This window comes from Chitinophaga parva, from assembly GCF_003071345.1.
In the GTDB taxonomy this organism is placed as follows: Bacteria; Bacteroidota; Bacteroidia; order Chitinophagales; family Chitinophagaceae; genus Chitinophaga; species Chitinophaga parva.
Window position 1 is genome coordinate 1 of record NZ_QCYK01000001.1, and the last position, 24,405, is coordinate 24,405.

The 24,405-nt window shown below is 52.7% G+C and carries 17 protein-coding genes and 1 rRNA gene; 8 read left to right on the forward strand and 10 right to left on the reverse strand.

The window, feature by feature from the left end; all coding sequences use genetic code 11:
- The 4 genes from DCC81_RS00005 to DCC81_RS00025 all read right to left on the reverse strand — a co-directional run.
- Positions 1-110 (reverse strand): 16S ribosomal RNA (locus DCC81_RS00005); the annotation flags it as partial.
- 569 nt (positions 111-679) lie between these two features.
- Positions 680-1,441, reverse strand: a complete 762-nt coding sequence (truA, locus tag DCC81_RS00015; RefSeq protein WP_108686412.1) for a tRNA pseudouridine(38-40) synthase TruA — start codon at positions 1,439-1,441, stop codon at positions 680-682.
- A 103-nt stretch (positions 1,442-1,544) separates the two neighbouring features.
- A complete protein-coding gene (locus DCC81_RS00020; RefSeq protein ID WP_108684557.1) occupies positions 1,545-3,149 on the reverse strand; it encodes a DUF4476 domain-containing protein in 1,605 nt (534 codons plus the stop codon).
- A gap of 42 nt (positions 3,150-3,191) precedes the next feature.
- Positions 3,192-3,689, reverse strand: coding sequence for an acetyl-CoA carboxylase biotin carboxyl carrier protein subunit (locus DCC81_RS00025; protein WP_108684558.1), 498 nt, complete (start codon positions 3,687-3,689; stop codon positions 3,192-3,194).
- 123 nt (positions 3,690-3,812) lie between these two features.
- Here DCC81_RS00025 and DCC81_RS00030 point away from each other — a divergent pair, with 123 nt between their 5' ends.
- On the forward strand, positions 3,813-6,359 hold the full coding sequence (locus tag DCC81_RS00030; protein WP_108686413.1) for a M1 family metallopeptidase: 2,547 nt from the start codon (positions 3,813-3,815) through the stop codon (positions 6,357-6,359).
- Positions 6,360-6,438: 79 nt separating this feature from the next.
- On the opposite strand, the gene DCC81_RS00035 is transcribed toward DCC81_RS00030, so the two are convergent.
- The 4 genes from DCC81_RS00035 to DCC81_RS00050 form a co-directional block, all read right to left on the reverse strand.
- Positions 6,439-7,386, reverse strand: a complete 948-nt coding sequence (locus DCC81_RS00035) for a hypothetical protein (protein WP_108684559.1) — start codon at positions 7,384-7,386, stop codon at positions 6,439-6,441.
- 68 nt (positions 7,387-7,454) lie between these two features.
- A complete protein-coding gene (locus DCC81_RS00040) occupies positions 7,455-8,207 on the reverse strand; it encodes a TPM domain-containing protein (protein WP_108684560.1) in 753 nt (250 codons plus the stop codon).
- Positions 8,208-8,286: 79 nt separating this feature from the next.
- Positions 8,287-8,745 (reverse strand): TPM domain-containing protein, encoded by a 459-nt coding sequence (locus tag DCC81_RS00045; protein ID WP_108684561.1) that lies wholly within the window; start codon positions 8,743-8,745, stop codon positions 8,287-8,289.
- Positions 8,746-8,861: 116 nt separating this feature from the next.
- Positions 8,862-9,467: a LemA family protein gene (locus DCC81_RS00050; RefSeq protein WP_108684562.1), complete on the reverse strand. Its 606-nt coding sequence runs from the start codon at positions 9,465-9,467 to the stop codon at positions 8,862-8,864.
- A 328-nt stretch (positions 9,468-9,795) separates the two neighbouring features.
- On the opposite strand from DCC81_RS00050, the gene DCC81_RS00055 reads away from it, so the two are divergent.
- From DCC81_RS00055 to DCC81_RS00075, 5 genes are all read left to right on the forward strand, one after another.
- Positions 9,796-10,260, forward strand: coding sequence for a response regulator (locus DCC81_RS00055; RefSeq protein ID WP_108684563.1), 465 nt, complete (start codon positions 9,796-9,798; stop codon positions 10,258-10,260).
- Positions 10,261-10,417: 157 nt separating this feature from the next.
- The gene (locus DCC81_RS00060) at positions 10,418-11,791 is read left to right on the forward strand and encodes a dipeptidase (RefSeq protein ID WP_108684564.1); all 1,374 of its coding nucleotides are present in this window, start codon (positions 10,418-10,420) and stop codon (positions 11,789-11,791) included.
- A 127-nt stretch (positions 11,792-11,918) separates the two neighbouring features.
- A complete protein-coding gene (locus DCC81_RS00065) occupies positions 11,919-12,326 on the forward strand; it encodes an RNA-binding S4 domain-containing protein (protein WP_108684565.1) in 408 nt (135 codons plus the stop codon).
- A 116-nt stretch (positions 12,327-12,442) separates the two neighbouring features.
- On the forward strand, positions 12,443-13,669 hold the full coding sequence (gene lysA, locus DCC81_RS00070) for a diaminopimelate decarboxylase (protein WP_205686235.1): 1,227 nt from the start codon (positions 12,443-12,445) through the stop codon (positions 13,667-13,669).
- Between the two features lie 240 nt (positions 13,670-13,909).
- A complete protein-coding gene (locus DCC81_RS00075; RefSeq protein ID WP_133177481.1) occupies positions 13,910-16,246 on the forward strand; it encodes a hypothetical protein in 2,337 nt (778 codons plus the stop codon).
- A gap of 203 nt (positions 16,247-16,449) precedes the next feature.
- Here DCC81_RS00075 and DCC81_RS00080 read toward each other — a convergent pair whose 3' ends face one another.
- Together DCC81_RS00080 and DCC81_RS00085 are read right to left on the reverse strand one after the other, a co-directional pair.
- The gene (locus tag DCC81_RS00080) at positions 16,450-20,094 is read right to left on the reverse strand and encodes a metallophosphoesterase (protein WP_133177482.1); all 3,645 of its coding nucleotides are present in this window, start codon (positions 20,092-20,094) and stop codon (positions 16,450-16,452) included.
- A gap of 1 nt (position 20,095) precedes the next feature.
- Positions 20,096-20,959 carry an SdiA-regulated domain-containing protein gene (locus DCC81_RS00085; protein ID WP_108684568.1) on the reverse strand — a complete coding sequence of 288 codons (864 nt, stop codon included), beginning with the start codon at positions 20,957-20,959 and terminating at the stop codon, positions 20,096-20,098.
- 74 nt (positions 20,960-21,033) lie between these two features.
- Between DCC81_RS00085 and DCC81_RS00090 the strand changes: the two genes are divergently transcribed.
- Together DCC81_RS00090 and ppk1 are read left to right on the forward strand one after the other, a co-directional pair.
- On the forward strand, positions 21,034-22,287 hold the full coding sequence (locus DCC81_RS00090) for a Pycsar system effector family protein (protein WP_108684569.1): 1,254 nt from the start codon (positions 21,034-21,036) through the stop codon (positions 22,285-22,287).
- Positions 22,288-22,311: 24 nt separating this feature from the next.
- A complete protein-coding gene (ppk1, locus tag DCC81_RS00095; RefSeq protein WP_108684570.1) occupies positions 22,312-24,393 on the forward strand; it encodes a polyphosphate kinase 1 in 2,082 nt (693 codons plus the stop codon).
- The last annotated feature ends 12 nt before the right edge of the window (positions 24,394-24,405 follow it).

The window sequence follows — 24,405 nt, forward strand, 5'->3', positions numbered from 1 at the left end:
ACCCGTTTGCCGGTCGCCACCCAGTATTGCTACCTGTGCTGCCCCTCGACTTGCATGTATTAGGCCTGCCGCTAGCGTTCATCCTGAGCCAGGATCAAACTCTCCATTGTAAATAGTTTGTTTGCTCACTGACTAATTTTTTCTCAAAGCGAGAAAACCTTGCAGTTCTCTCTACTTCTAATTAGACAAGAGTGTTTTAATTTTTTTCGCTTGTTTGCTTACCTCACTACCATCCGAAAATAGTAGTGCTGTTGTTTCCTGACTTTCAAAGATCTTTTGCTTTTGATTATGCGGATTTACATCCTTTCATCTTAAAGCTTGTTGTCAAAATGTGAGATCCGATCTCTTAGCCGCTCCCTATCGAAGCACTCATTTTTTTCGTCCCGTTTGGGGTTGCAAAGGTAGAAGGAGTTTCTCATTTCACCAAATCTTTTCTAAAGATTTTTTCATTCTTCTTTCTTTCATGAGAGACCCGTTGAAACTTAGCATTGGCGCCAGTTTCAGCGTATTTGAGCTATCGTAAAAGAGAAGGAATTGCAGTATCGTGAAGAGCTTTCTGTAACCGTGCTTTCTATCAAAGCGGGACGCAAAGGTAGGCGGTTTTTCCATACTGCCAAATCTTTCGCTACAAAAACATTTATAAATTTTTGAAATCAGCCAGCAGCAAGACTTTCAGCGCTTATATTTTTTCAACCGGCAGCAGCAAGCCATCCGGGTATTGCACCTTTACCAGGAACAAACCCTGGGGCGGCACCGCAAAATCTGCCTTCGTACAGTCCTTTGCCTGTATCACTTCATGAAACTGCTCAATGGAAAGCTTGCCCCTGCCCACCCGCAACATAGTGCCCACCAGCCCACGCACCATACCCCGCAGGAAACGGTTGGCCCGCACATTGTAAATGAGCTGCCCATCTTCGCTGTGGCTCCAGTAAGAATGCAGGATGTTGCAATTGTAGGTTTTCACCTGGCTGTTGCGCTTGGAGAAAGTAGAAAAGTCCGTATAACCACTCACGATAATAGCCGCTTCCTGCAGCCATGCTTCGTTCAGCTTATAAGGGAAATAATAGCCCCTGTCCTGGCGGAACGGGTCCTTCCGGTTATACAGGAAGTATTGATAGGAGCGGCTTTCAGCGGCAAAGCGGGCATTGGTCTCTTCCGGCACGGCATACACTCCTTTCAGTACGATATCCGGCGGCAGGATGGCATTCACCTTATACAAAAACTGCGGATGCAAAGGCAGTTCCGTATCAAAATGCAGGAAGTTCTGCAACGCATGTACACCGGCATCTGTACGGCTGGAGCCCGTGGTCTGCACGGGTACACGCATGAGGGTACTAACCGCTTTATCGATAGTGCCCTGCACAGAATGACTGTTGTGTTGTACCTGGAAACCCGCGTACTGCGTGCCTTTGTAGGCCACTTCTAAAAAATACCGTTTCATGCCCTTTGCTGTTTCAGCCGGCAAGTTCCTCACAAAAACCGACAATGTAAAATGAAAAAGGCCCCACCGGTGCGCGGTGAGGCCTTCAGTTATGTAGTAACGCTTAGCGCAGCATGGCATTAAAGCGCTTCCTGTAATAGTCATCTTTCAGCAGGTCCTGCAAGCCCACAAACTTACCGGTTTCATACGTATGCAGGTAAGCCGTTTCCAGCAGCCGGTAACGGTATTCATCCGTATCGATCAGCTGTGCAAAAGCGCGGATCTGCTCTGTAGACAGGCACGTATTGCGGATGTTCCTATTGAACGTTTCCACCATATTGGATTCATTGCCCTGGGAAGAAACCCTCCGCATCAGCTTCTTAAAGCTATCGTTATTGAGCATCTGCTGGCAATCTGAATTCAGCGATGTCTTTGCACTGCTTACAGGAGCCGCAGTGGTAGCGGCTTCCGTGGCAGCAGTCTGTTTATTCACGGTCACCCATTCATCTGAATGCAGGTTGCCCACAGAATCAGCAACTGCGCTCTCTTCGCTACGTTTCTTCTTTTTCCTGGATGGCTTAGGCGCATCTTCTACCGGGGCAGCAGCGGCTGTTGTGGCGGCAGCTGCAGGCGCTGTGGTACCAAAATCTATGAATTGCGGTTCATCACCGGTGGCATGTTTCTTTTTCTTTCTGGAAGCTACGGGAGCAGCGGCGTTCTCTGTATAGGCGGTGGCTGCGCTGTCTGCACTGGGCGCAGGTACGGCGCTTTCTGCCACGGGCTGGGCCGTTGCCGGTTGTGCTACCGGCTGGGGTATTGTTTGCTGGGTATTATCGATCACTACCGGGGCGGCAGCCACTACATCTGCTTCCGCGGCGGTTTTCTGCTCATCTGCCATCACGTCTTTCAGGTAGGCCTGTTCTTCCGGTGTCAGCACATCGTCTGCAGCAGTGGCCTTGGCGGGCTTCTTACCCTTTTTAGGAGCTGGTATTGCTCCAGCAGGGGCGGCGGCTGCTTCCGCGGTTGTTGCAGCGGCAGGGGCTGCACTAGCGGGCGTGGGCGCCGGCTCGTCCATATCTGCCGGGCGGTCATCGCCGGCTACTTTATCAAGGGCTGATGCAAATTTATTGGGTTGTTTAGCGGGAGCTGCCGGCGTTGTGGTAGGTGGTGTAGCCGGTGCAACCGCGGGTGCGGTGCTTTGCGGCGCGGCAATGGCTACGTCTTTGTTGTTGGCAAAAGTGCTGTCCAGGTCTTTCTTCACATTACTCATCATGGCCGCGGAAGCGTCTGCAGGCACGGGTTGTGCGGGAACGGCGGCCGTTTCTGCAGGTGCGGTGGCCGGAGCAGCCTCCGGTGCCGCCGCGGTTTCAGCTGCTACCGGCTTTAATAAAGTATATGTCTGGAGGTTGAACAGGGCAATTTCCTGTGCACTGGTGTGCTTGATCACGAAGCCCTCGTCCCGGGTACCGGTAAGGGTAATGCTGAAATGTTTCTCGGGGATCTCGTTCTTCGGGAAGCCCACCACCAGGTCTGCCGTGCCTTTGGGCAGTTCCGGCACTATCACATATCCTTTCGCGGAAGCGCTGAGCACTTTGCCCTTGTAACGCACGTAGAACAACTCCCCCTTCTCGCTCTGGATGTATATAAAATGATGCTCATCGCCGGCCCACGCAGCGGTGGACACCAGCAACAACAAAGCAAATAATGATTTTTTTAAATAAGAAAGCATAAGTCTATTGTGGCGGTATGTATATCAGGATAATTGCAAATACTATTCCAAGATGACAAGGACCTGGCCCTTTTCCACGGCGGTGCGCGGGGCCACCTTTACTTCTTTTACGATGGCATCGGCGGTGGCTTTGAATACATTCTCCATTTTCATGGCCTCCAGGATCAGCACCGGATCTCCCTTTTTTATGGCCTGGCCGGGCGCCACCAGCACCTGGAGCACCAGGCCTGGCATGGGCGCTTTGATGTCGTTGACCTTTCGGCCCATAGCGTCTTTAATGCCCATGGCCGCAAGCAATTGGTCAATAGGCTCTTCCAGCTTTACGTCAAACACGCGGCCTTCTATCTGCAGGCTCACAGTTTTGTGCTCCCGGTCTATCCCACACAGTTGCACTGCCACACTGCGATTGTCCATGATCACGCTGTAATTGCCATTGGGCAGCTGGGCGGCAGACCAGTCTACCGTTTCCCCGTTACAGGTGACGCCATTGGCCATATCCACCTTAAATGCAGCTTTATCGTTTACCGTGGCTTTGATCATTATACTGGTTTATGCAAACAAAAATAGGAATTTTAACCACTTGCCTTGTATTTGGCCCATTTGTTTAAATTTGGCCACTATTCACCGCTTTAGCGAATACTTTTGACAAAAATCAAAAACCTCATGCATCATCAAATGAAGAAGGCCCTGTCCGGCGCTGCGCTCTGCGGCTTGCTGGGCTGGTCTGCCGCGACGCTGGGCCAGCAAAAGGACCCCAACGATCCGGCCCTGAAGATCTACCGTGCATCTGCCACCAAGATCAACGACCTGGTACACACTAAGCTGGACGTACGCTTCGACTATGCCAAACGCTATATGTACGGCAAGGAATGGGTAACCCTCCATCCGCACTTCTATCCTACAGACAGCCTTACACTGGATGCCAAAAGCATGAACATTAACGCTGTAGCCCTGGTGAAGAATGGTAAAACAGTGAACCTGCCGTACACCTACCGCGACAGCCTGCAGCTGGCCATAAAACTGGACCGCACTTACAAATCAAACGAACAGTACACCATTTTTATTGATTATACGGCCAAGCCGGAAGAATATAAAGCAGTAGGCAGCGCCGCCATCACGGATGCCAAAGGCCTGTACTTCATTAACCCGGATGGTAAAGATCCCGGTAAACCCACGGAGATCTGGACCCAGGGCGAAAGTGAATCGTCTTCCGTATGGTTTCCCACCATCGATAAAAGCAACCAGAAGTCCACTTCCGAGATCAGCATGACAGTGGAAAAGAAATATAAAACCCTGTCTAACGGCCTGCTGGTAAAGCAGGTGAACAATGCCAACGGTACCCGCACAGACACCTGGAAGCTGGACCAGCCCTTTGCCCCCTACCTGTTTATGATGGCCGTGGGCGACTATGCCATTGTAAAGGACACCTGGCATGGCAAGGAAGTAAGCTACTATGTGGAACCTGCGTATGAAAAATATGCACGTGACATTTTTGGCGATACACCGGAAATGCTCTCCTTCTACTCCAAGATCCTGGGCTACGATTACCCCTGGCCCAAATATTCCCAGATCATTGCCCGCGATTATGTAAGCGGCGCCATGGAAAATGTGACCGCAACCCTGCACGGCCAGTTTGTACAGAAAACAGACCGGGAGCTGCTGGACGATGACCGCGAGGGCAATTCCGTGATCGCGCATGAGCTGTTCCATCACTGGTTTGGCGACCTGGCCACCTGCGAAAGCTGGAGCAACCTCACCGTGAATGAATCCTTTGCCGACTACAGCGAATACCTGTGGTTTGAACACAAATTTGGCAAAGACGCGGCAGACGAACATGGCTACAATGCCCTGCAGGGCTACTTCCGCACGGCACAATACAGCGGTGACAAAGACCTGGTGCGTTTCCACTACCACGATAAAGAAGATATGTTTGATGCCATCACCTACCAGAAAGGTGGCTGCATTCTCAACATGCTGCGCAATAACGTGGGTGATTCCGCCTTCTTCAAATCCCTGAACCTTTACCTGAAAACCAATGCCTACAAAGCCACAGAAGCGCACCAGCTGCGCCTGGCCTTTGAAGAAGTGACCGGCCGTGATATGAACTGGTTCTTTAACCAATGGTATTACGGACAAGGCTATCCCACGCTGGACCTGAGCTATGCCTATGACGAGGCCGGCAGGAAGACAAGCGTGATCATCAAACAGGTACAGAAAACAGATAAGGTATGGGAACTGCCCATGGCTGTTGATGTTTACGCCGGCGGAAAGAAAGAAAGATACATGATCGATGCTAAGCACCGCATTGATACGTTCACCTTTGAAAGCGCCGTGAAACCGGACCTGGTGAACGTGGATGCAGACAAAGTGATCGTCATGAAAAAGGACGACCACCGTGACCTGAGCACTTATGTATTCCAATACTTCAACGCCCCCAACTACCTGGACCGCCGCGAGGCACTGGATGTGTGCATTGAACAGCAATCCACTAACGCCGATGCACGCAAAGTGGTGCTGGCCGCGGTAAAAGACAAGTTTGAAGGCCTGCGTGCTTACGCCATTGAGCACCTGAAAATGGATGAAGCAGCCATAAAGAGCGCCATCGCCCCCACCCTCGTGGACCTGGCTAAGAATGATGTCTTTGCCAAAGTACGCTCCGCCGCCGTGGAACAGCTGGGTGGCCTGGCAGATGCACAATACGCCTCCCTGTTTGAAAGCAAAATAGCCGACCGCTCTTATGCCGTAGAAGGCAAAGCCCTCTCTGCGCTGTACGATGTGGACTCCACCAAAGCCTTCACCACTGCCAAATCGCTCGAGAAAGACGCCAAGGGAGACCTTATGAGCGGCATTGCAGAAGTGTACCTGAAGAAAGGTGATGAATCAACCCTCCCCTTCTTCCGCAGGCATTTTGAAAGCGCCACCGGCCAGGAAAAGTTTGAAGCAGCGGCCCAGTACATAGTAATACTGGCCAACGCATCCAATACAGAAGCGGTAAACCATGGCTATGACCAGATCAGGGAAATGACGGAACAGTTTCGTAACAAGATGGTGACAAACTACATCATCAACATGCTCACCCCCGCGCTGCAGAAAAAGCAGGCTGCCGCCCAATCCGCCACCGGCGCGACGCAGGAAGGATACAATGCACAGGTAACGCACCTGCAGGAGATCATTAAATCCCTTAGATCACCCAAAGCCGCAGAAGAATAAACTGCGCTGATGCATAAACTGAAAACGGCTGTCTCCGTAAAAGAGACAGCCGTTTTTTATTGCACGTATGTTTGTCATTTTATCCCACCCTCACCACAGATTGGGTGCGCTCATCCCAGCGCCAGGGCGTGTCGTGCAGGGGTATGCCGCCCAGGTAACGTCCTTTGCGCGCGGCGTAGCGCAGGTAGTTTTCTTCCCCGTTCAGGATGTCACGGCCCAGGCCTGTGATGGACAGTTGCTGCCCTTTTTCATCCACCACACCCGCGCTGATCATGCGGCGCAGGTATACATCCAGCTGGAAATCACCGAAACCATAAATGGTAAGCTGGTCCCAGAACTGGGTGTACAGGTCGTACCAGCGGTATTCGGAAACCAGGAGGAGATTGAGGAAGAAACTTTCAATACGGTTCAACCCATTTTGCACGGACGGAAGCCGCTGCAGGTGGGCTTTCAAGGCAGGGCCAATGTGATACAGCTGCCCGTTTTGCCGGTCGCCGGAAAATGGCTCCAGCCGCATGGGTGTCACAGCGCAATAGGCAGACCAGATCTCCGTGGCCAGCCCCAGGTCCTGTGGCTGCAGCACCAGACGGTCTGCAAACAAGCCGGGAAAGTGGCCGGCCGTGAGCATGCCCAGGCCCCTGAATCCTGCGGGCTGATATTGCGGCCCCGGCGCCACCAGGCTTACGCGGGGTGGCAGCCGGAACTGTTGTAAATAAAATAGGGTGAATAAAAGATTGATCTGGCAGAAGAGGTCAAATTCAAACCAAAGCACCACCTCCTCGTATTTGGATACATTTTCCAGGCGGGTAAATTCCTGTACCACTTGGGTAAGGTAGGTTTTCCGGTCAATGCCATACACCTGCTGCGCGTGATCTGCCCTGGCTTTGAAGAACTCATCCATATCCGTGGTGAAGATGGTGTGGCCCTCGCTCATCATGGAACGGTTCACCACGATCTCGCCCGGGAGGCCACTGTTGCGAAATGGGGTCAGGGTTGCGTCTCCGTTTAGTATGTGCAGAATGGCCATGGGATGTAATGGTTTAAAGTGCGTTACCTTACTACACAAAATCCATACAAATAGTTGGGAGCACCAGGTTACCAGCTGCCGCCGGCACCACCACCCCCACCGGAACCGCCGCCAAAACCGCCGAAGCCTCCTCCGCCGCCACCACCAAATCCGCCACCACCGCCGCTGCCCCAGCCGCCGCCCATGGGTATCCACCAGCCACCATAACCACGGCGGCTATAAGTGCCCCCACCGCCGCTACCCCGGCTGAAGAGGATGATCACAATGATCACAATGATGATAATGATGATGGGACTGATCCCGCCCCCACCGGACTTGCGCGGAATGCCTTTATACTCCCCGGCAGCTGCCTTGAAAATGAGATCTACTCCGGCATCCAGGCCGGCATAATAATGCCCTTCCTTGAAATTGGGCACCATGGCGGCTTCAATGATGCGGTGTGCTATCACATCGGGGATGGCGCCTTCCAGGCCGTAGCCTGTGGCTATCCAGACCTTGTGATCGTCTTTGGCCACCAGGATCACGAGGCCGTTATCGCGGCCCTTGATGCCCACGCCCCAGTCCCGCAGGTATTTGAGCGCTACGTCACTGATGTCGTAATCGCCTACCGTATTTACCGTCACTACCAGCACCTGGTTGGAGGTACTGTCGCTATAGGCCACCAGCTTATGTTCCAGGGCATCTACCTCGCTTTGTACCATCACACCGGCAAAGTCATTTACCAGGCGGGGCGGGTTAGGCTTGGGTTGTATCTGCTGGGCAGCCAGCCGGCCGGTGAGCAAGACCATTACGCATAAAAAGAAGCAGCGCAAGCGTTTCATATCAAAAAATAATTCTGTGCGTTAAAGGATGCCCGGATGCAGGCCATGTGGCCCCTTCCCGGGGAAAAGTGGTGAATGGTCAGCGGCCAAAGACAATATCGTCCGGCAGCTCATTCTCATCATCTGCCTGGTGGGGAAAGTGCTGGCGCAATGACTGCCCGATGGTAAGGATGCAGGCTTCCAGCCCGGGCACGATCTGGCCTTCGCGGAACTGGCTCCGGAGCTTTGTGGCCGCGGACTGCCAGAACTCCTGTCCTACTTTCTGGTGAATACCGCTATCGCCCAGGATAGCAAACTGCTTGTCCAGCAGGGCCACGTAGAGCAGCACGCCGTTCTGCAGGCGGGTATTGCCCATGCCCATGGGGCCAAACACTTCCCCGGCGCGGTCCAGCGGGTTTACATAACCGCAGCGGCTTTCCACGAAGAGACGGATCTCACCGGAAGTGAGGCGCTCTGCCTGGCGGATGGCCTGGAGCAGGCGTTCTTTCTCGGGTTCAGTAAAAAACTCCTTCTTTTTGAAAAAAGGGAACAGGCCCATGGAGGACGTTTTTGAGGGATCAGGAAAAAGGGCAAATCCCAGGTTCCCGCGCTGTAAAAGCCGGGGCCCGGGACTTGCAAAACATTCACGGCGCACGCCACTGCGCCTGCTGCGGATTATTTGCTGCTGTCGCCAAAGTCGATCTTGGGTGCCTTATCCGCACCTTCCTGGGCGGTAAAGCCGGCTTTGGGATGGAAGCCGGCAAGGCCCGCAACGATATTGCCGGGGAAATATCTTACAGACTGGTTGTAGGTCTGCACAGCATCGTTGAAGTCCCTGCGGGCCACGTTGATGCGGTTTTCTGTACCTTCTATCTGTGCCTGGAAATCCTGGAAGGCCTTGGTGGTTTTCAGGTCCGGGTAGTTTTCTGCTACTGCCAGCAGGCGTCCAAAGGAAGAGCTCAACTGGGACTGTGCGGCCTGGAATTGCTGCAGCTTTTCCGGGGTCAGGTTCTCCGCATCGATCTTTACCTGGGTGGCGCTGGCGCGGGCTTCTACCACTTTGGTAAGGGTGCTTTGCTCAAAGTTTGCAGAGCCTTTAATAGTGGATACTACGTTGTCATACAGGTCCATCCTGCGCTGGTAAGAGGCTTCCACGTTGGACCAGGCCTTCTTTACGTTCTCGTCCTGGCCCACCAGGCTGTTATATTTGGCGCAACCACCGCAGCCTGCTATCAACAGCAACGCTACTAATACAATGGCAACAATACTTCCTGTCTTCATAAAATGTATGTGTTTTGTGAGAAATTGGCTTGATCAAACCTACAAGAAAATTGCCATATGGCAAAAAGGATGCGCCTGGCAGTATCAGACACTTATCGGAAAAAATGTATTAATTTTAATAAGACTTTAAAAAAAAACACGATAGTGTATTGATTAAGTCCTGGCAAAAAACTATGTTTATGCAATTAATTGCAGGACTGATTATTCCAGCGTGTACCTTTGAATCATGTGACAATAAGAAGGCCAGCCCTTCCAAGTCAACGCAATGCAATACCTATCGACTTTACTATTCTTTTTGTTCATCTTCATTTGAGTTTAAGACTGCAATATGAGTTCTCAACACATCCATATTTTATATATTGATGACGAGGTAAATAATTTGAACGCCTTTAAAGCTTCGTTTCGCCGGATCTATACCGTACAAACCGCCACCAGCGCGGAAGAGGCAGAAAAATTACTGGAGTCAAACACCTTTCACATCATTATTTCCGACCAGCGCATGCCCAAAATGACGGGCATTGAATTCTTTGAATCCATCCTGGAGCGCTACCCGGAGCCCATCCGCGTGCTGCTTACCGGCTATGCGGATATTAATGCGGTGATAGACGCCATCAACAAGGGCCAGGTGTACAAATACTTCTCCAAGCCCTGGAACGAGGACGAACTGAAACATAACATTGAAAAGGCGTACGAAGTTTATTCCCTGCGCAAAGAAAATAAGGAGCTTACCGCCAAGCTGCTGGACGTGAATGAAAAGCTGGAGTTCCTGCTGCGCCAGAAACTGATCTCTTAAACGTTATGGCATCCGCACATATTACCAGGCCGGGACTTTTTACAGCCCCGGCCTTTTTTTGCCCATCCTCCGGCCGGTAAGCCGGTAGCACCAATTTTTTGGCGAATGCCGCCCGCCCCGTTAACTTGCAGCCTTTGTGAACGTTTAAATCTCCATCATGCAAGTTTGGAAAGATTACCAGGCCCAGCACAAGGACCGTTTTCTCAACGAATTACTGGACTTACTGCGCATCCCCTCTGTGAGCGCGGACTCCCGCTATAACCAGGACACCCTGCGTTGCGCTGAAGCAGTGAAACAACGCCTGCAGGAAGCCGGCGCTGAAAAAGTGGAGGTATGCCCTACCGCCGGCCACGCTATCGTGTACGGCGAAAAGATCATTGACCCCGCCCTGCCTACTGTACTGGTGTACGGCCACTACGATGTGCAGCCTGCAGACCCGCTGGAACTGTGGCACAGCGGCCCCTTTGACCCGGTGATCAAGGATGGTAAGATCTGGGCCCGCGGCAGTGCCGACGATAAAGGCCAGTTCTACATGCACGTGAAGGCATTTGAAACCATGGTGAAGACCAATACCCTGCCTTGCAACATAAAATTCATGATTGAGGGTGAAGAAGAAGTGGGCTCCGCTAACCTGGGCATTTTCCTCAAGGATAACAAAGAGCGCCTGAAGGCGGATGTGATCCTCATTTCCGACACCGCCATGCTGAGCCTCGAAAACCCGTCCCTGGACACCGGCCTCCGTGGCCTCTCCTACATGGAAGTAGCCGTGACCGGCCCTAACCGCGACCTGCACTCCGGTGTGTATGGCGGCGCTGTGGCCAACCCTGCTACCATCCTTTGCAAGATGATCGCCAGCCTGCATGATGAAAATAACCACGTTACCATCCCCGGCTTTTATGACAAGGTGCAGGTGCTCAGTGATGCAGAACGCAAAGCCCTGAACAGCGCCCCGTTTGACGAGGCGGAATACAAAAAGGACCTGGGCATAGACGCTGTATGGGGCGAGAAAGGCTATTCCACCATTGAGCGTACCGGTATCCGGCCCACCCTGGAGGTGAACGGTATCTGGGGCGGTTACACCGGTGAAGGCTCCAAGACCGTGCTGCCTTCCCAGGCATTTGCCAAGATCTCTATGCGCCTGGTGCCCGGCCAGGACTGGCTGGAGATCTCCGACCTGTTCAAAGCCCATTTTGAAAAGATAGCCCCCGCCGGCGTAAAGGTGAGCGTAACCCGCCACCATGGCGGCAATCCGTATGTAACACCTACTGACCACGCCGGTTATAAAGCGGCTACCCGGGCGGTAGAAGCTACCTTTGGCAAAGCGCCCATCCCCGTACGCGGCGGCGGCAGCATTCCCATCGTATCGCTGTTTGAGTCCGAGCTGGGCCTCAAAACCATCCTCATGGGCTTTGGGCTGGATAGCGATAACCTGCACTCTCCCAACGAAAAATACGGCCTGGAAAACTTCTACAAAGGCATCGAGACCATCCCGTATTTCCATAAGTTCTTTGCAGAGCAGTTTAAGCAATAAGGGGTCTTAAGTCCTATGTCTTAGGTCTTAGGTATTGATATTTAAAGAGGGGAAGCCGGTAGCGCTTCCCCTCTTTTTGTGAAACCGTCATTTTTGTACATTCGCAGACTGACTATTTTTGTGACTTATGGCAACGAAACCAGCACCAGCAGCAGAGAAACTCCGTGTAGACAAATACCTCTGGGCCATCCGCATTTTTAAGACCCGCAGCCAGGCGGCAGATGCCTGCGACGGGGGCAAAGTAAAGCTCCACGGTAATTCCGTGAAGGCGGCCAAGGCCGTGTCCGTGGGCGATAAATACGATATCCGCGCAGAAAACCGCAAATGGACCATCGAGGTGACCGCCCTGCTGGACCACCGCGTGCAATATGCCGAGGCCATTAAATACTACGTGGACCTCACCCCGGAAGAAGACCAGCAGATGAACCAGCGCGTAGCTGCCAGCTTCCATACGGGCAAGCGCCCCAGCAAAATAGGCCGCCCCACCAAGTCCGACCGGCGCGACCTGGACGACTTCATGCGGGGGGACGACTGAGCCCTGCCGCCATCATTAAACCTGTAGTTTTCGCGCGGGAGAACCGCCCCGGCCGTAATAATTCAACTTTCTCGCTTTTGCGTAGTACCTTCGCTGCCCAAAATCAGATATCTCCAATGGCTAAACAAAGCGACGTGCTCTCCGCAGACTTCCTCGTGAAAGTGGCGGAGGAATTTGGTACCCCGGTGTACATCTATCACGCGGAAAAAATAAAGACGCAGTACGGCAAGCTCCAGAAGGCTTTCCAGAAGGCGGACACCCATTTTTTCTACGCTTGCAAGGCCCTCACCAACATCAATGTGCTGCGCTACGTGCAGTCGCTCGGCGCCGGGCTGGACACTGTGTCCATCCAGGAAGTGATGCTGGGCCTCAGGGCCGGTTTTGATCCTAAGAAGATCTTTTACACCCCCAACTGCGTGGATATCAACGAGATCATCGCTGCAAAGGACCTGGGTGTAAATATAAATATTGACAACATCTCCATCCTGGAGCAATGGGGTAATAAATTTGGCGGCAGCTATCCTATCTGCATCCGCCTTAATCCGCACATCATGGCGGGCGGTAACTACAAGATCTCCACCGGCCACGTGGACAGCAAATTTGGCATTTCCATCCACCAGCTGCGCCACATTGAGCGCATTGTAAAATCCACTAAACTGAAAGTGACCGGCCTGCACATGCACACCGGCTCCGAGATCAAGGACGTGGACGTGTTCCTGCGCGCGGTGGACATCATGTTTGAAATTGCCGCCAACTTTGACGACCTGGAATTCCTGGACCTGGGCAGCGGCTTTAAAGTGGCCTACCAGCCTGGTGATCCCGAGACGGACATTGAACTGCTGGGCGACAAGGTGAGCGAGGCTTTCAATAAGTTCAGCGCCGCTTACAAACGCCCGCTGCAGCTGTGGTTTGAGCCCGGGAAGTTCCTGGTAAGCCAGGCCGGCTATTTCGTGGTGAAGGCCAATGTGATCAAGCAAACGACGGCCACCGTGTTTGTAGGCGTGAATTCCGGCTTTAACCACCTGATCCGCCCCATGTTCTACGACGCTTTCCATTTGATCCGCAACATTTCCAATCCCAAGGGCACGGAACGGATCTACACCGTGGTGGGCAACATCTGCGAGACCGATACCTTTGGGTGGGACCGTAAGATCAACGAGGTGCGCGAGGGCGATTACCTGGTGTTCTATAACGCCGGCGCCTATGGTTTTGAAATGTCCAGCAACTTTAACAGCCGCCTGAAACCGGCGGAAGTGCTGATCAAAGACGGTAAGCCGCGCCTGATCCGCAGGGCGGATGTGCTGGATGACCTGCTGCGCAACCAAGTAGAAATTGAATTGTAAATATTGCAATATATTATGGCTTGATTCAAACAGCCGGTCCGCAAGGCCGGCTGTTTTTGTAGGATAACCTCCTGGAAATAAAGGATCAACACTACAATATCGGGCGCCCGCTATCGTCTACCATACTGATAGATTCAGCGGAAATACAGTACCTTTGTGACGCCTCCTGACAACTGTACTACACTTCGTTTATAGCACTTAGAACCCCCTGCCGCAAGGCGGGATAATGCCACTATTCGTATGGAAGTATTAAAAATGAGACCGGGATTATTTAAAGAAGAAGCACAGGTAGATACGCGCATTTCATTTGTTCCATTTGTGAGGTTCCTCAAAGAAAAAGCGCAGAACTCCAACGACGCAAGATCCCGGTTCTACAAGCATATCGTGGAGCGGTTTGAAAGCAACCCTGCCGTGTTGCAACCGCTGGAAATGGAAGATCTGGACAAGTACAAAGAGTATCTTGATATAGTGACCGCCGCCGTATTCCCCATCATGACGGATACCGACAAAGATGTTTATGGCATTGGCGTACCCTTCCGTTTTTCCATTTTCTACTACTCCTCTCTTTTCAAACACCTGTTCACCGAAAACGGGAATGGTAATGTAGCCATGATCCCAAGCGGCATCTCCATGGACAAGATAGCCCAGGACCGCCGTGGCTGGCTGTATAAGCAGGTATTGGAGCGCTTTTATGGCTTTGAGATGAATTATGATCATGCCATTATCCACCATGTAAATTCCCATGAAACAGGCCTGCGCCGCTACTTTAAGCTGCACCTGGACGCCCGTTTCATGGACATCAAAGTGAAAGGCCCCCTGCCGGACCTGGACCGGGAAATGGTATGCAACCATGGCGGTTCCATTGAGGAACTGGCGGAAATACTGCCCCTGAGCATGTTCCAGCTGGAAGGCTTTGTGATCTGGACGGTACAGGATGTGACCCGGGATGAAATGATGAACTACATCAAGAACCTGGTGCTCAAGATCAGTGCAGACAATGAAGCAAAAACCTACCTGCAGCTGAATGACGCCCTGCAGGCAGTGCTGGAAAACAAAGAAATTGCCGTGCACGTAATGCCCTTCCTGAAAGTGAAGAACAAATACGTGCTGGAAAGCGAGTTTGCCTCCAGCAGCGTGATCCTGGGCATGCAGGGCAATGAAAAACAGCAGCAACAACTCTACCAGCAACTGGTACAATACCTGGAAAATCATAAAGAGCCGCTCAACATTGCCAACCTGGATGATGTAAGCCTTACCCTCTACCCTTTCCTGAAGTTCCTGCCCCACAAGGGTGTGCGCAGCTTTGTGCTGGTGGGTATCGAATATGAAAATGAGCTCCTGGGCATGGTGGAAATTGCCTCCCTGGAATCGAACGGGCTGGCCTACCAGAAAGTGGCCCGCATAGAATACCTGCTGCCCCTGGTTACCCTGATGCTGCGCAAGAGCGTAGACATACAGGCAGCCCGCATCAGCAATGTGATCAAGCAGAAATTCACCGCCCTGCAGCCTTCTGTAGAATGGAAGTTCATCGACGCCGCCTGGCAATACCTGCATGATCCGGAGAAAGGCAAGAATGAAATAGAGAACATTACCTTCAGCGAAGTATACCCGCTATACGGCGCAGTAGATGTACGCAACTCTTCCGTGGAACGTGGCATGGCCCTGCAGGAAGACCTGCGCGAGCAACTGCTGCTCATCCAGCAATGCCTGGAACGCATGGAAAAAGAACTGGAGCTGCCCCTGCTGGAGGAACTGCAATTCAAGAACCAGAGCCTGATGCAGCGCATCAGCCAAAGCCTGGTAGCAGAAGAAGAAGCGCAGGTGAATGAGTTCCTGGACTATGAAATTGCGCCCACCTTCCGCCACCTGTACGACAGCTATCCCAGCCTGCAACCCATGCTGGCCAAGTATTTTGACACGGTGAATAAAACGGAGGGCCACGTATTCCACCACCGCCGCCGCTATGAAGAAAGCCTGCAGCGCATCAATACACAACTGAACGAGTTCCTGGAAAAAGAACGGGATGGCATCCAGAATTCCTTCCCGTGCTACTTTGAAAAATACCGCACGGATGGTGTAGAATACAACATCTACATTGGACAGTCCATTGCGCAAAATAAAAAGTTTGACCTGCTGTACCTGCGTAACCTGCAGCTGTGGCAACTTACGTCCATGGCCGGCATTGCCCGCATGACGCACAAGTTGCAGCACGAGCTGGAAGTGCCGCTGCAAACCACGCAACTCATCCTCATCCACAGCAATCCGATAGACATCAGCTTCCGTCTGGATGAGCGCCGCTTTGACGTGGAAGGCGCCTACAATATCCGCTACGAGATCATTAAGAAACGGATAGACAAGGTGCACATCCGCGAGACCGGCGAACGCCTCACCCAACCCGGCAAAATAGCCCTCGTGTACAACTACGCCCGCGAAGCGGAAGAGTACCGCAAATACATCCACTTCCTGCAAAACAAGAACATCCTGCTCCCTGAAATAGAAATGCTGGAACTAGAAGAGCTGCAAGGCATCAGCGGCCTCAAAGCCATGCGGGTAACGGTGAATATGGATTTTGAATAAAACGTACAACGTACAACGTACAGCGTACAACGTACAACGTATACCTATCACGAATAAACGCAGCGAATGAGATAATACTACACACGGCATAAAAAAACCTGAGTATACAACTCAGGTTTTTTTATGCGATCAATTTGCAACTCAATATCGTTGTACGTTGTACGTTGTACGCTGTACGTTGTACGCCGTACGTTGTACGAATCCTAGAACTTAAACCCAAACGAAGCATAAAACATATTCCCGTCGTAAGAATGGGCGAGGCTGGCAGTGAGCACGAACATGTCTATGGGGGCAAAATAAATACCGCCGCCATAGCCATCGTGCCATACGTGGGAGACTTCATCTTTTACCCATACACGGCCTACGTCGTTGAAGGCGATGAGGCCTATGGTGCCGGGCAGGATATAATTGCGGAAGTCGAACAGTTTAAGGCGGAGCTCCGTGTTGTTATACACCAGGCTGCGGCCGGCAAAGCGGTCGTTGCGGTAGCCGCGCATATTGTTGTTACCGCTCAGGGTCAGGGCCTGGAAGTATTCGTAGTCGCCCCAGATCACGCCACCACCAAAGCGGGTTACAAACGTAAGGCGGTTAGGCACACGGGTGCTGGCAAAAAAGGTAATGTCAGATTTCAGGGTGGCTGTGTTCAGGGTGGAGTGATCCCAGCCGTGGCGGCCCTGCAGGGTGGTTACCCAGTTGATGCCCTTGGTGGGTAACAGTTCCCTGTCCCGCGTATCTACCTGGAACAAAGTGCCCACACCAATATAACTCTTGCTTTGCGCCACCCTTGCGGAGTCCAGCCCGTTGTGGGTAAAGTCAGTGATGAAGCGGTCCTGGTTATCATCCGGATCAAAACCGTAATGCTCCACCAGCGGGCCATAGCCTACATGTACATGCGGGCCCAGGTCATTGCGCAGCAAGGCATTCACGGAATATAAACTGTAGCGGCTGCGGTAGTAGTAGATCTTGTGATCGTCTTTATCAAACACGGTTTCGTTGCCATACCCAAAGAAGTTCTGCACGTTCTTGGGTGCGCGGATGCGGGCATCCAGCTCCAGGTCTGTACGGCCTATTACATCGGTAAAGAGACCGTTGTAGTGGAAGTTCCAGGCTTTGGTAAGCAGGGAATGGGTCACCGCAAACGTTTGCCTGGCAGCAAAGGGCGCTTTACGGAAACCCTGCGTAATGAACTGGTAGCCCAGGCCCAATGACACGCCATCATCATAATTATAACCGGCTGCCAGCAGCGGCGTGTATTTGTTGTATTTAAAGGCCAGGCGGTCATAGCGGATCACTTCCGGGCGGTTGCTCAGCTTCTTTTTATCCGCACCATCCAGGGCAAAGCTGTCCTTACGGTTTGCCAGGTCATAGATCAGCACTTTTTTACCGGCCCGGCCATGGGCGCTGTCAATGTAGGTATCAGTATCCTTGCCGCCAATGAGGCGGATGCGGATGGGCGTTTTATCATCCCCGCTTATAACAAAACGGTCTTCGCCGCCCAGGCCATACACGCGCACTTCCCTGGTCACCGCGGGATCAAACACGCGGGAATACAGGTTTTGCTGCACTTCGTCTTTCTTGCTGATCTTGTAGGCATCTACAGACAGCTTGCCCTGGGGCAGGCGCTTTAGCACGAACAGTTCATTTTTATGGGAGCCTACCACATCCACCCCTTTGGAGATGAACCGGTAATACTTATTGGTAGCAGCTTCCAGCCTGGCGCGCCGGCTTACCAGCTTATCGTAGATACCCTGCCCCTCCAGTTTTTGCACCGTGTCCGGCATGGCAGCTACTGCATTGCGCAGCACGGAATCCGTCATGATGGCTACAAATTGTTGGGTGGCTTTTGACCAATCCTTCTCATCCATTTCATTGAGCTGGGCACGGTCTATATGGGCCTCGCTGGTATTAAAACCATTGATATCCTTGAAATAGCTGCGGAAGCCCTGGATGCGGGGCAACAGGTAAGGCCTGGATACCAGGCGGGGCACCACTCCTTCATTTACATAAAAGCCCTGGTCACGGTCGCGGGGCACGGGGTAGTATTCTTTACGGCCATCGCTCTTTTTCTTTACGTACCAGCGCCACTGGTCGTCGTGGCGGTCCCAGTCGGCAATGTACATGTCCAGTATGCGGGCGCGCAGCAAGGCTTTCTGGTTCACCTGGTCATCGTTATCCTTCCAGATCTTGTTCAGCATGTCGCCGGTATTCAGGGTTTTACCGTGGTCACCGGGCTCCCGCTCTTCAAAAAGATATACATCATTGGCCAGGTCCCGGTACACGCCCAGGGCGGTATCGTCTGGCAGGTATACAAAGCGGGGATTAGCGTGGGGCACCCCGGCGGCACCGGCCAGGCGGGCCACGGCTACCGGGCCGTAGGGCATGGCGCTGGACATGTTATCCTGCACCAGGTCTTTGGCAAAGGTTTGGCGCAAAGCTTCCGGTATGGCGCGTTCCGGATACTTTTTCAGGGAGCGGAGCACCCATTCCTCCCCGTTTTTATCTTCCAGGCGCAGGGAATACGTTTGCATACCACCACCCCGTTTCAGGGGTTTCAGGCCCATGGAGTCCAGGTGGATCACGGGGAAATCTACCGGCGCTGCCCAGGTAGTGCGGTAGTTTTCGCCAAACCAGAAGCGATGGCTTTTACCTACCTTATTATAACTTTCGTCGATCGGCATGGTGATCACGGGCTTCAACACCGGCACCGGTACTGGCAGGGCTTCCCTTCCACCCTGGCCATTGTATTTGAAAAGCTCCTTTGCAAATACCGGCTGCTGCATATCGTCTACCGTGAAATAACGCACCCGCATGGTGCTGTCTTTCATATATTCCAGCATGGCAAAACCATTTTCATTACTGGCAAACTCGCTGCCAGGGCCTTTGCGCACGCGGTTTTGCTTGGCGCCCGCACCGCTTACAATGTAGAAGTTCTTTTTGTCTTCAATGTACTGCAGGGTATGATCATGGCCGGATACGAAGATCACCGGCCCATGATCTGCCAGTGCTTCTTCCACACCGGTGACCATCTCCTGGTAAGTGGTATTAGGCAGGTCTTCCAGGGTGCCAAACACACCACGGACCAGGGGATAAATGGAGCCAATGACCGGCAGGGGAATGTACAGGCCTGGTTTCAGATCTGTAAGCGGGAAAATATGTTGCTTGAGGGTGTAGTTACCCCCATGCGGGCCATAGCTGCGGAAAGGGTGATGGGATGCAAACACGATGATCTTGCGGGGATTGCGCTTGGCAATATCATTCACCACGGCCAGCACTTCATTTTTTGACTTGCATTCGCAGTCGGACTTTTCATCCGGCTTGTCGTAGGGGAACAGCCACCATTCACTGTCAAACAGCAGTACAATGATATTGTCCCCGATGGGCACGGGTACCGGGCCGGGGCAGCCATCTTTCGGGAAGAAGGAAACGTTGGGCAGGTTGAGGGAGTCAATATATTGCTGCTGGTTTTTTACGGTGTTCCAGCCGTCGGGCTTTGACCGTTTCCAGTCATGGTTGCCCGGTATAAAGATGGCCCGTGACTCCGTGCCCTTCACCAGGCTTACCTGGTAGTCCAGGATGGACCTGGCCGCGGGGTAGCTGGCAGACGATTCGTCTGGCAGGCCCAGTGGGTACACGTTGTCGCCCAGGTAGATCACGGTATTATGTGGGTTGCTGAAGTCCACTTTTCCTTTCAGGGCATCCACCACGGGGTGGTGGCCGTTCTTCAGCTCACCGGCATCACCAATGAGGATAATGCGCTGCAACACGCTGTCGTCGGGCGTTTGCGCCCTGGACACACTGATCCCGCCTACAATTCCCAATACACTCAACGCTAACTTAATTCCTCGCATATTATTTCTTTAAAGGCTTGTACACAAGTTTCATGATACTGGCGCTGGTTTGTGCGCCACTCTCATTGGAGATATACATGTCGCCATTCGGCGCAAACGCAAGTCCCTCGGGTTGGTTATAGATCGAGTGCCGCAGCGGGTATACTTCCTGTACCTTGCCGTCCAGGTCCGCAATGACCAGCAGCCCGTTTACAGAGGCCAGTATGTACAGGCGTTTTTCAATGGGATGAATAGCCGCCGCAGACGGGCGGATGCGCTTGATGTCCTGCCCGGCCAGCTGCTGTATCCTGCTGCCATCCAGCTGGTACACCGGCTGCTTGTCGTAGGTGAGCGTAGCCATGTCAAACTGGTAAGCGGAGGCTCTTTGCAAATGTTTATCTTCAATACAGTTCTTGCACAACACCACAATGTGATTGGTGCGTGGATCATAATAGGCCGCCTCAAACTCATGCTGGCGGGGCATTTCCGCCGGAAAGGCATAGGGCGTGGAGGCCACGCTGTCTGTAAACATATGGTCCACTACGTACAAGGTGCCGTCGCTTTTCAGCACTACCCAGTCTTTACCGGTATACACCACATCTTCATAATCGCCACTCTTGGCAAACTTCCAGTGTTTATAACGTTCATCCGCGCGGATATCCATTAAATACAGGCGACCTTCTTCATCGTTCTGGCCTACCAGGTGTTGTTCATCCTGGTAGTAAACAAGGCCGGAGATCTCCTGCATGGATTCCCGCACGCGGTAGCGCTGCGGATTTGCAAGATCATAAGTGGCAGGTGTAGGATCGGTGTTCTTATCGTGGTTTACATTATTACAACCACCTAGAAAAACCACCACGAGGAGTACAGCCGGGAGGTAACGCATAAACGGTTTTGTACAGTAAATTTAAATTAAAATTGCCGTAAATTGCTCGCATCAGTGTTGTCTAATTCACTCATATGGAACCAGGAATCATCATTGCGGCGGCGAAGCAGTTCATCACCAAACAGTACGCTGAGCATCCGCACCCCACCCTTGTTTATCATAATCTCACCCACACCCAGCAGGTAGTCAAATCAGCGGCGCAGCTGGCCGCCCACTATCACCTGTCTGAGGAGGAAATGCTCACCGTGATGGTAGCTGCCTGGTTTCATGACATAGGCTACCTCTACGGGGAAGGCACCGGCCATGAGGCCCGCAGCGCGGAAATGGCCCATTCCTTCCTCACCGCGCAGGAAGTGCCCGAGCACATACAACTGGCCGTGGCCGGCTGCATCCTGGCCACCCAGATCCCCCAGCAGCCCAAGAACCTGCTGGAGCAGATAGTTTGCGATGCAGACCTTTCCCACCTGGGCTCCAAGGATTTTAAAGACCGCAACAAGCTGCTGCGCCATGAACTGGCCCTGGTTCAACACAAAGAATTTACCGGTGAAGAATGGACCGCCAACTCCATCAGCTTCCTGGAAAACCACACCTACCACACTGCTTACGCCAATGCCCTGCTGCGCCCCGGCAAAGAAGAGAACCTGGAAAAACTGCGGGAGAAGCTGGCAGGCAAACAGGCGAAACATGAGAAACGCCTGGTAGCACTGGACAACGATGTGCCGGCACTGAAGGCCGCCGTGGAAAAAGATGACAAGGGCGATAAAAAAGATAAGAAAAAAGACAAACCCGCCAAGCCAGACCGGGGCGTGGAAACCATGTTCCGCACCACCAGCACCAATCATATCCGCCTCAGCTCCATGGCAGACAGCAAAGCACATATCATGATCTCGGTAAATTCCATCATCATTTCCGTGCTGCTCTCTGTACTGTTCCGCAAGCTGGACGACTATCCCAGCTTTATCATTCCCGGCCTTATTTTCCTGGCCACCAGCGTTACCACCATCGTATTTTCCGTTCTGGCTACCCGCCCCAATGTAAGCGCGGGCAAGTTCAATAAAGATGATATTGAGCACCAGCGTACCAACCTGCTTTTCTTTGGCAACTTTCATAAGATGCCCCTGGAAGATTACAACTGGGGTATGATGCAGATGATGAACAACAGTGATTACCTGTATGGCAGCATGATCAAAGATATTTATTACCTGGGCGTAGTGCTGGGTAAAAAATACCGCCTGCTGCACAAGGCATACAACGTATTCATGTTTGGCATTGTGCTTTCCGTGGTTGCCTTTACCATTGCTGCCATCTGGTTTCCCAACCGTCAATAAAAGCGCTGACAAAGCTTATACACCATGGACGCATCCTCCGCTACACCATTACCGTACCCGCTCTTCAGCCGTGACGGCAGCTGGCTCACTTTCAACGAACGTATACTGGAACTGGCGGGCGATGCCAATGTACCCTTGTATGAGCGCATCCGCTTCCTGTCTATCTATTCTTCTAACCTGGACGAGTTTTTCCGTGTGCGCATTCCTGCGCTCATGGCCGTACATAAGGTACTGAACACCGCACCCGTGATCGATGAAACGCTTACGCCGGGCACACTCAGCGAAGTATTGCAACAGGTAAACGTACAACAGGAGCGCTACGGCCAGATCCTCACCACCCAGTTGTTGCCGGCATTGTACAGGGAAAACATCCATTTGTACTACAAAGAGCCCATTGCCGCGGAGCATCAGGCTTTCATCCGCAACTACTTCCGCACCCGCGTGCTTTCTTTCCTGCAACCCGTGTGGCTGCAGGGCAAAGCATCCGAACAGGTGTTCCTGGAAAACAATGCACTGTACCTGGCCGTGTCTTTGTCCAATGCAGACCATGAACTGGAATTTGCCATCGTCAATATCCCGGGAGCATCCCTGCCCCGTTTCCTGGAACTGCCCACGGCTGGCGGCATGCACCATATTGTGATGCTGGACGATGTGATCCGTGAAAACCTGGCTTACCTCTTCCCCGGCCACACCATCACCGGCTGCCACAGCATCAAGATCACCCGCGATGCGGAAATAGATTTGGATGAGCTGAAAGGCGATATCCTGGAACAGGTGGAAAGCGGGGTAAAAAAGCGCGCACTGGGCGTGCCCACCCGTTTCCTCTATGATGCCACCATGCCCCTGTTCCTCCAGGAAATGATGGCCGTGTTCTTTGACCTGCAGAAAGAAGAAATGGTGCCGGGCGGGCGCTATCACAACCTGAAAGACCTTGCAGACCTGCCCATGCCGGTAAAGAACCCGGCATTCACCTACAATAAACTGGCGCCGGCCAGCGTGCACCGCCTGGATGAAGAGACGCATATCCTGGACAGCATCCTGCAGCGGGATATTTTGCTGCACACACCTTATCAGCAATACGATTACATCCTGCGCTTCTTCAACGAGGCCGCGGTAGACCCGGATGTGGAAGAGATCTACGTCACCTTTTACCGCATAGCCGCTGCTTCCCAGATTGCGAATGCGCTGATCAGCGCTGCGCGCAATGGCAAGCAGGTAGTGGCTTTTGTGGAGTTGAAGGCCCGGTTTGACGAGGCCAATAATATTAACTGGGCCAAGCAGCTGAAAGCCGCCGGCGTAAAGCTGGTGTACAGCATTCCCGGCATGAAAGTACATGCCAAGGTAGGCCTGGTAAAGCGCCGCCGGGGCTGGAGAACGGAATACATAGGCCTGCTCTCCACCGGCAACCTGAATGAAACCACCGCCCGCTTTTATGCAGACCATATCCTGCTTACCGCCCATGAAGGCATGACCCAGGAAATGGAACTGCTCTTCGTATACCTGCAAAGCCGCAGGCAACCCGCTGCTTATAAGTTCCTCGATTTTAAATACCTGCTGGTGGCCCAGTTCAATATGACAGACCGTTTTACGGCCCTCATAGACCGGGAAATAGCCCATGCCAAAGCGGGCCGCAGAGCCCATATTACCGTAAAGGTGAATAACCTGCAGGAAAAAAATATGATCTACAAACTGTACGAAGCCAGCGAGGCCGGTGTACAGGTAGATCTCCTGGCCCGCAGCATTTGCTGCCTGGTACCAGGGCAGCCTGCCAGCGCCAACATCCGTGTGCGCCGCCTGGTGGACCGTTACCTGGAGCATGCCCGCGTATTTATCTTTTACAACAACGGCCAGGAAGAAGTGTACCTGGGCTCTGCAGACTGGATGGTGCGCAACCTGCACCGCCGCATAGAAGTGTGCTTCCCGGTATTGCATTCCGCTTATCAAAAACAGATCAAGGACATTGTGGCCCTGCAGGTGGCAGACAATACCAACGCTGTGTACCTGGATGACCAGCTGCGCAATGTGCCCATCCGGCCCGCCCCCGGTGAAATGCCCATTAACGCGCAAACGGCCATTTACGCCTATGTAGAAGGGCTTTCCAGGTAAGGCGGTTTTAAG

What these genes read in the sequence shown, in the direction of transcription:
- DCC81_RS00085 (WP_108684568.1), bottom strand. Translation starts at nt 20,959, where the DNA reads ATGCGTTACCTCCCGGCTGTACTCCTCGTGGTGGTTTTTCTAGGTGGT.
- DCC81_RS00080 (WP_133177482.1), bottom strand. Translation starts at nt 20,094, where the DNA reads ATGCGAGGAATTAAGTTAGCGTTGAGTGTATTGGGAATTGTAGGCGGG.
- DCC81_RS00030 (WP_108686413.1), top strand. Translation starts at nt 3,813, where the DNA reads ATGCATCATCAAATGAAGAAGGCCCTGTCCGGCGCTGCGCTCTGCGGC.
- lysA (WP_205686235.1), top strand. Translation starts at nt 12,443, where the DNA reads ATGGCTAAACAAAGCGACGTGCTCTCCGCAGACTTCCTCGTGAAAGTG.
- DCC81_RS00075 (WP_133177481.1), top strand. Translation starts at nt 13,910, where the DNA reads ATGGAAGTATTAAAAATGAGACCGGGATTATTTAAAGAAGAAGCACAG.
- DCC81_RS00050 (WP_108684562.1), bottom strand. Translation starts at nt 9,467, where the DNA reads ATGAAGACAGGAAGTATTGTTGCCATTGTATTAGTAGCGTTGCTGTTG.
- truA (WP_108686412.1), bottom strand. Translation starts at nt 1,441, where the DNA reads ATGAAACGGTATTTTTTAGAAGTGGCCTACAAAGGCACGCAGTACGCG.
- DCC81_RS00055 (WP_108684563.1), top strand. Translation starts at nt 9,796, where the DNA reads ATGAGTTCTCAACACATCCATATTTTATATATTGATGACGAGGTAAAT.
- DCC81_RS00090 (WP_108684569.1), top strand. Translation starts at nt 21,034, where the DNA reads ATGGAACCAGGAATCATCATTGCGGCGGCGAAGCAGTTCATCACCAAA.
- DCC81_RS00035 (WP_108684559.1), bottom strand. Translation starts at nt 7,386, where the DNA reads ATGGCCATTCTGCACATACTAAACGGAGACGCAACCCTGACCCCATTT.
- ppk1 (WP_108684570.1), top strand. Translation starts at nt 22,312, where the DNA reads ATGGACGCATCCTCCGCTACACCATTACCGTACCCGCTCTTCAGCCGT.
- DCC81_RS00020 (WP_108684557.1), bottom strand. Translation starts at nt 3,149, where the DNA reads ATGCTTTCTTATTTAAAAAAATCATTATTTGCTTTGTTGTTGCTGGTG.
- DCC81_RS00060 (WP_108684564.1), top strand. Translation starts at nt 10,418, where the DNA reads ATGCAAGTTTGGAAAGATTACCAGGCCCAGCACAAGGACCGTTTTCTC.
- DCC81_RS00065 (WP_108684565.1), top strand. Translation starts at nt 11,919, where the DNA reads ATGGCAACGAAACCAGCACCAGCAGCAGAGAAACTCCGTGTAGACAAA.
- DCC81_RS00025 (WP_108684558.1), bottom strand. Translation starts at nt 3,689, where the DNA reads ATGATCAAAGCCACGGTAAACGATAAAGCTGCATTTAAGGTGGATATG.
- DCC81_RS00045 (WP_108684561.1), bottom strand. Translation starts at nt 8,745, where the DNA reads ATGGGCCTGTTCCCTTTTTTCAAAAAGAAGGAGTTTTTTACTGAACCC.
- DCC81_RS00040 (WP_108684560.1), bottom strand. Translation starts at nt 8,207, where the DNA reads ATGAAACGCTTGCGCTGCTTCTTTTTATGCGTAATGGTCTTGCTCACC.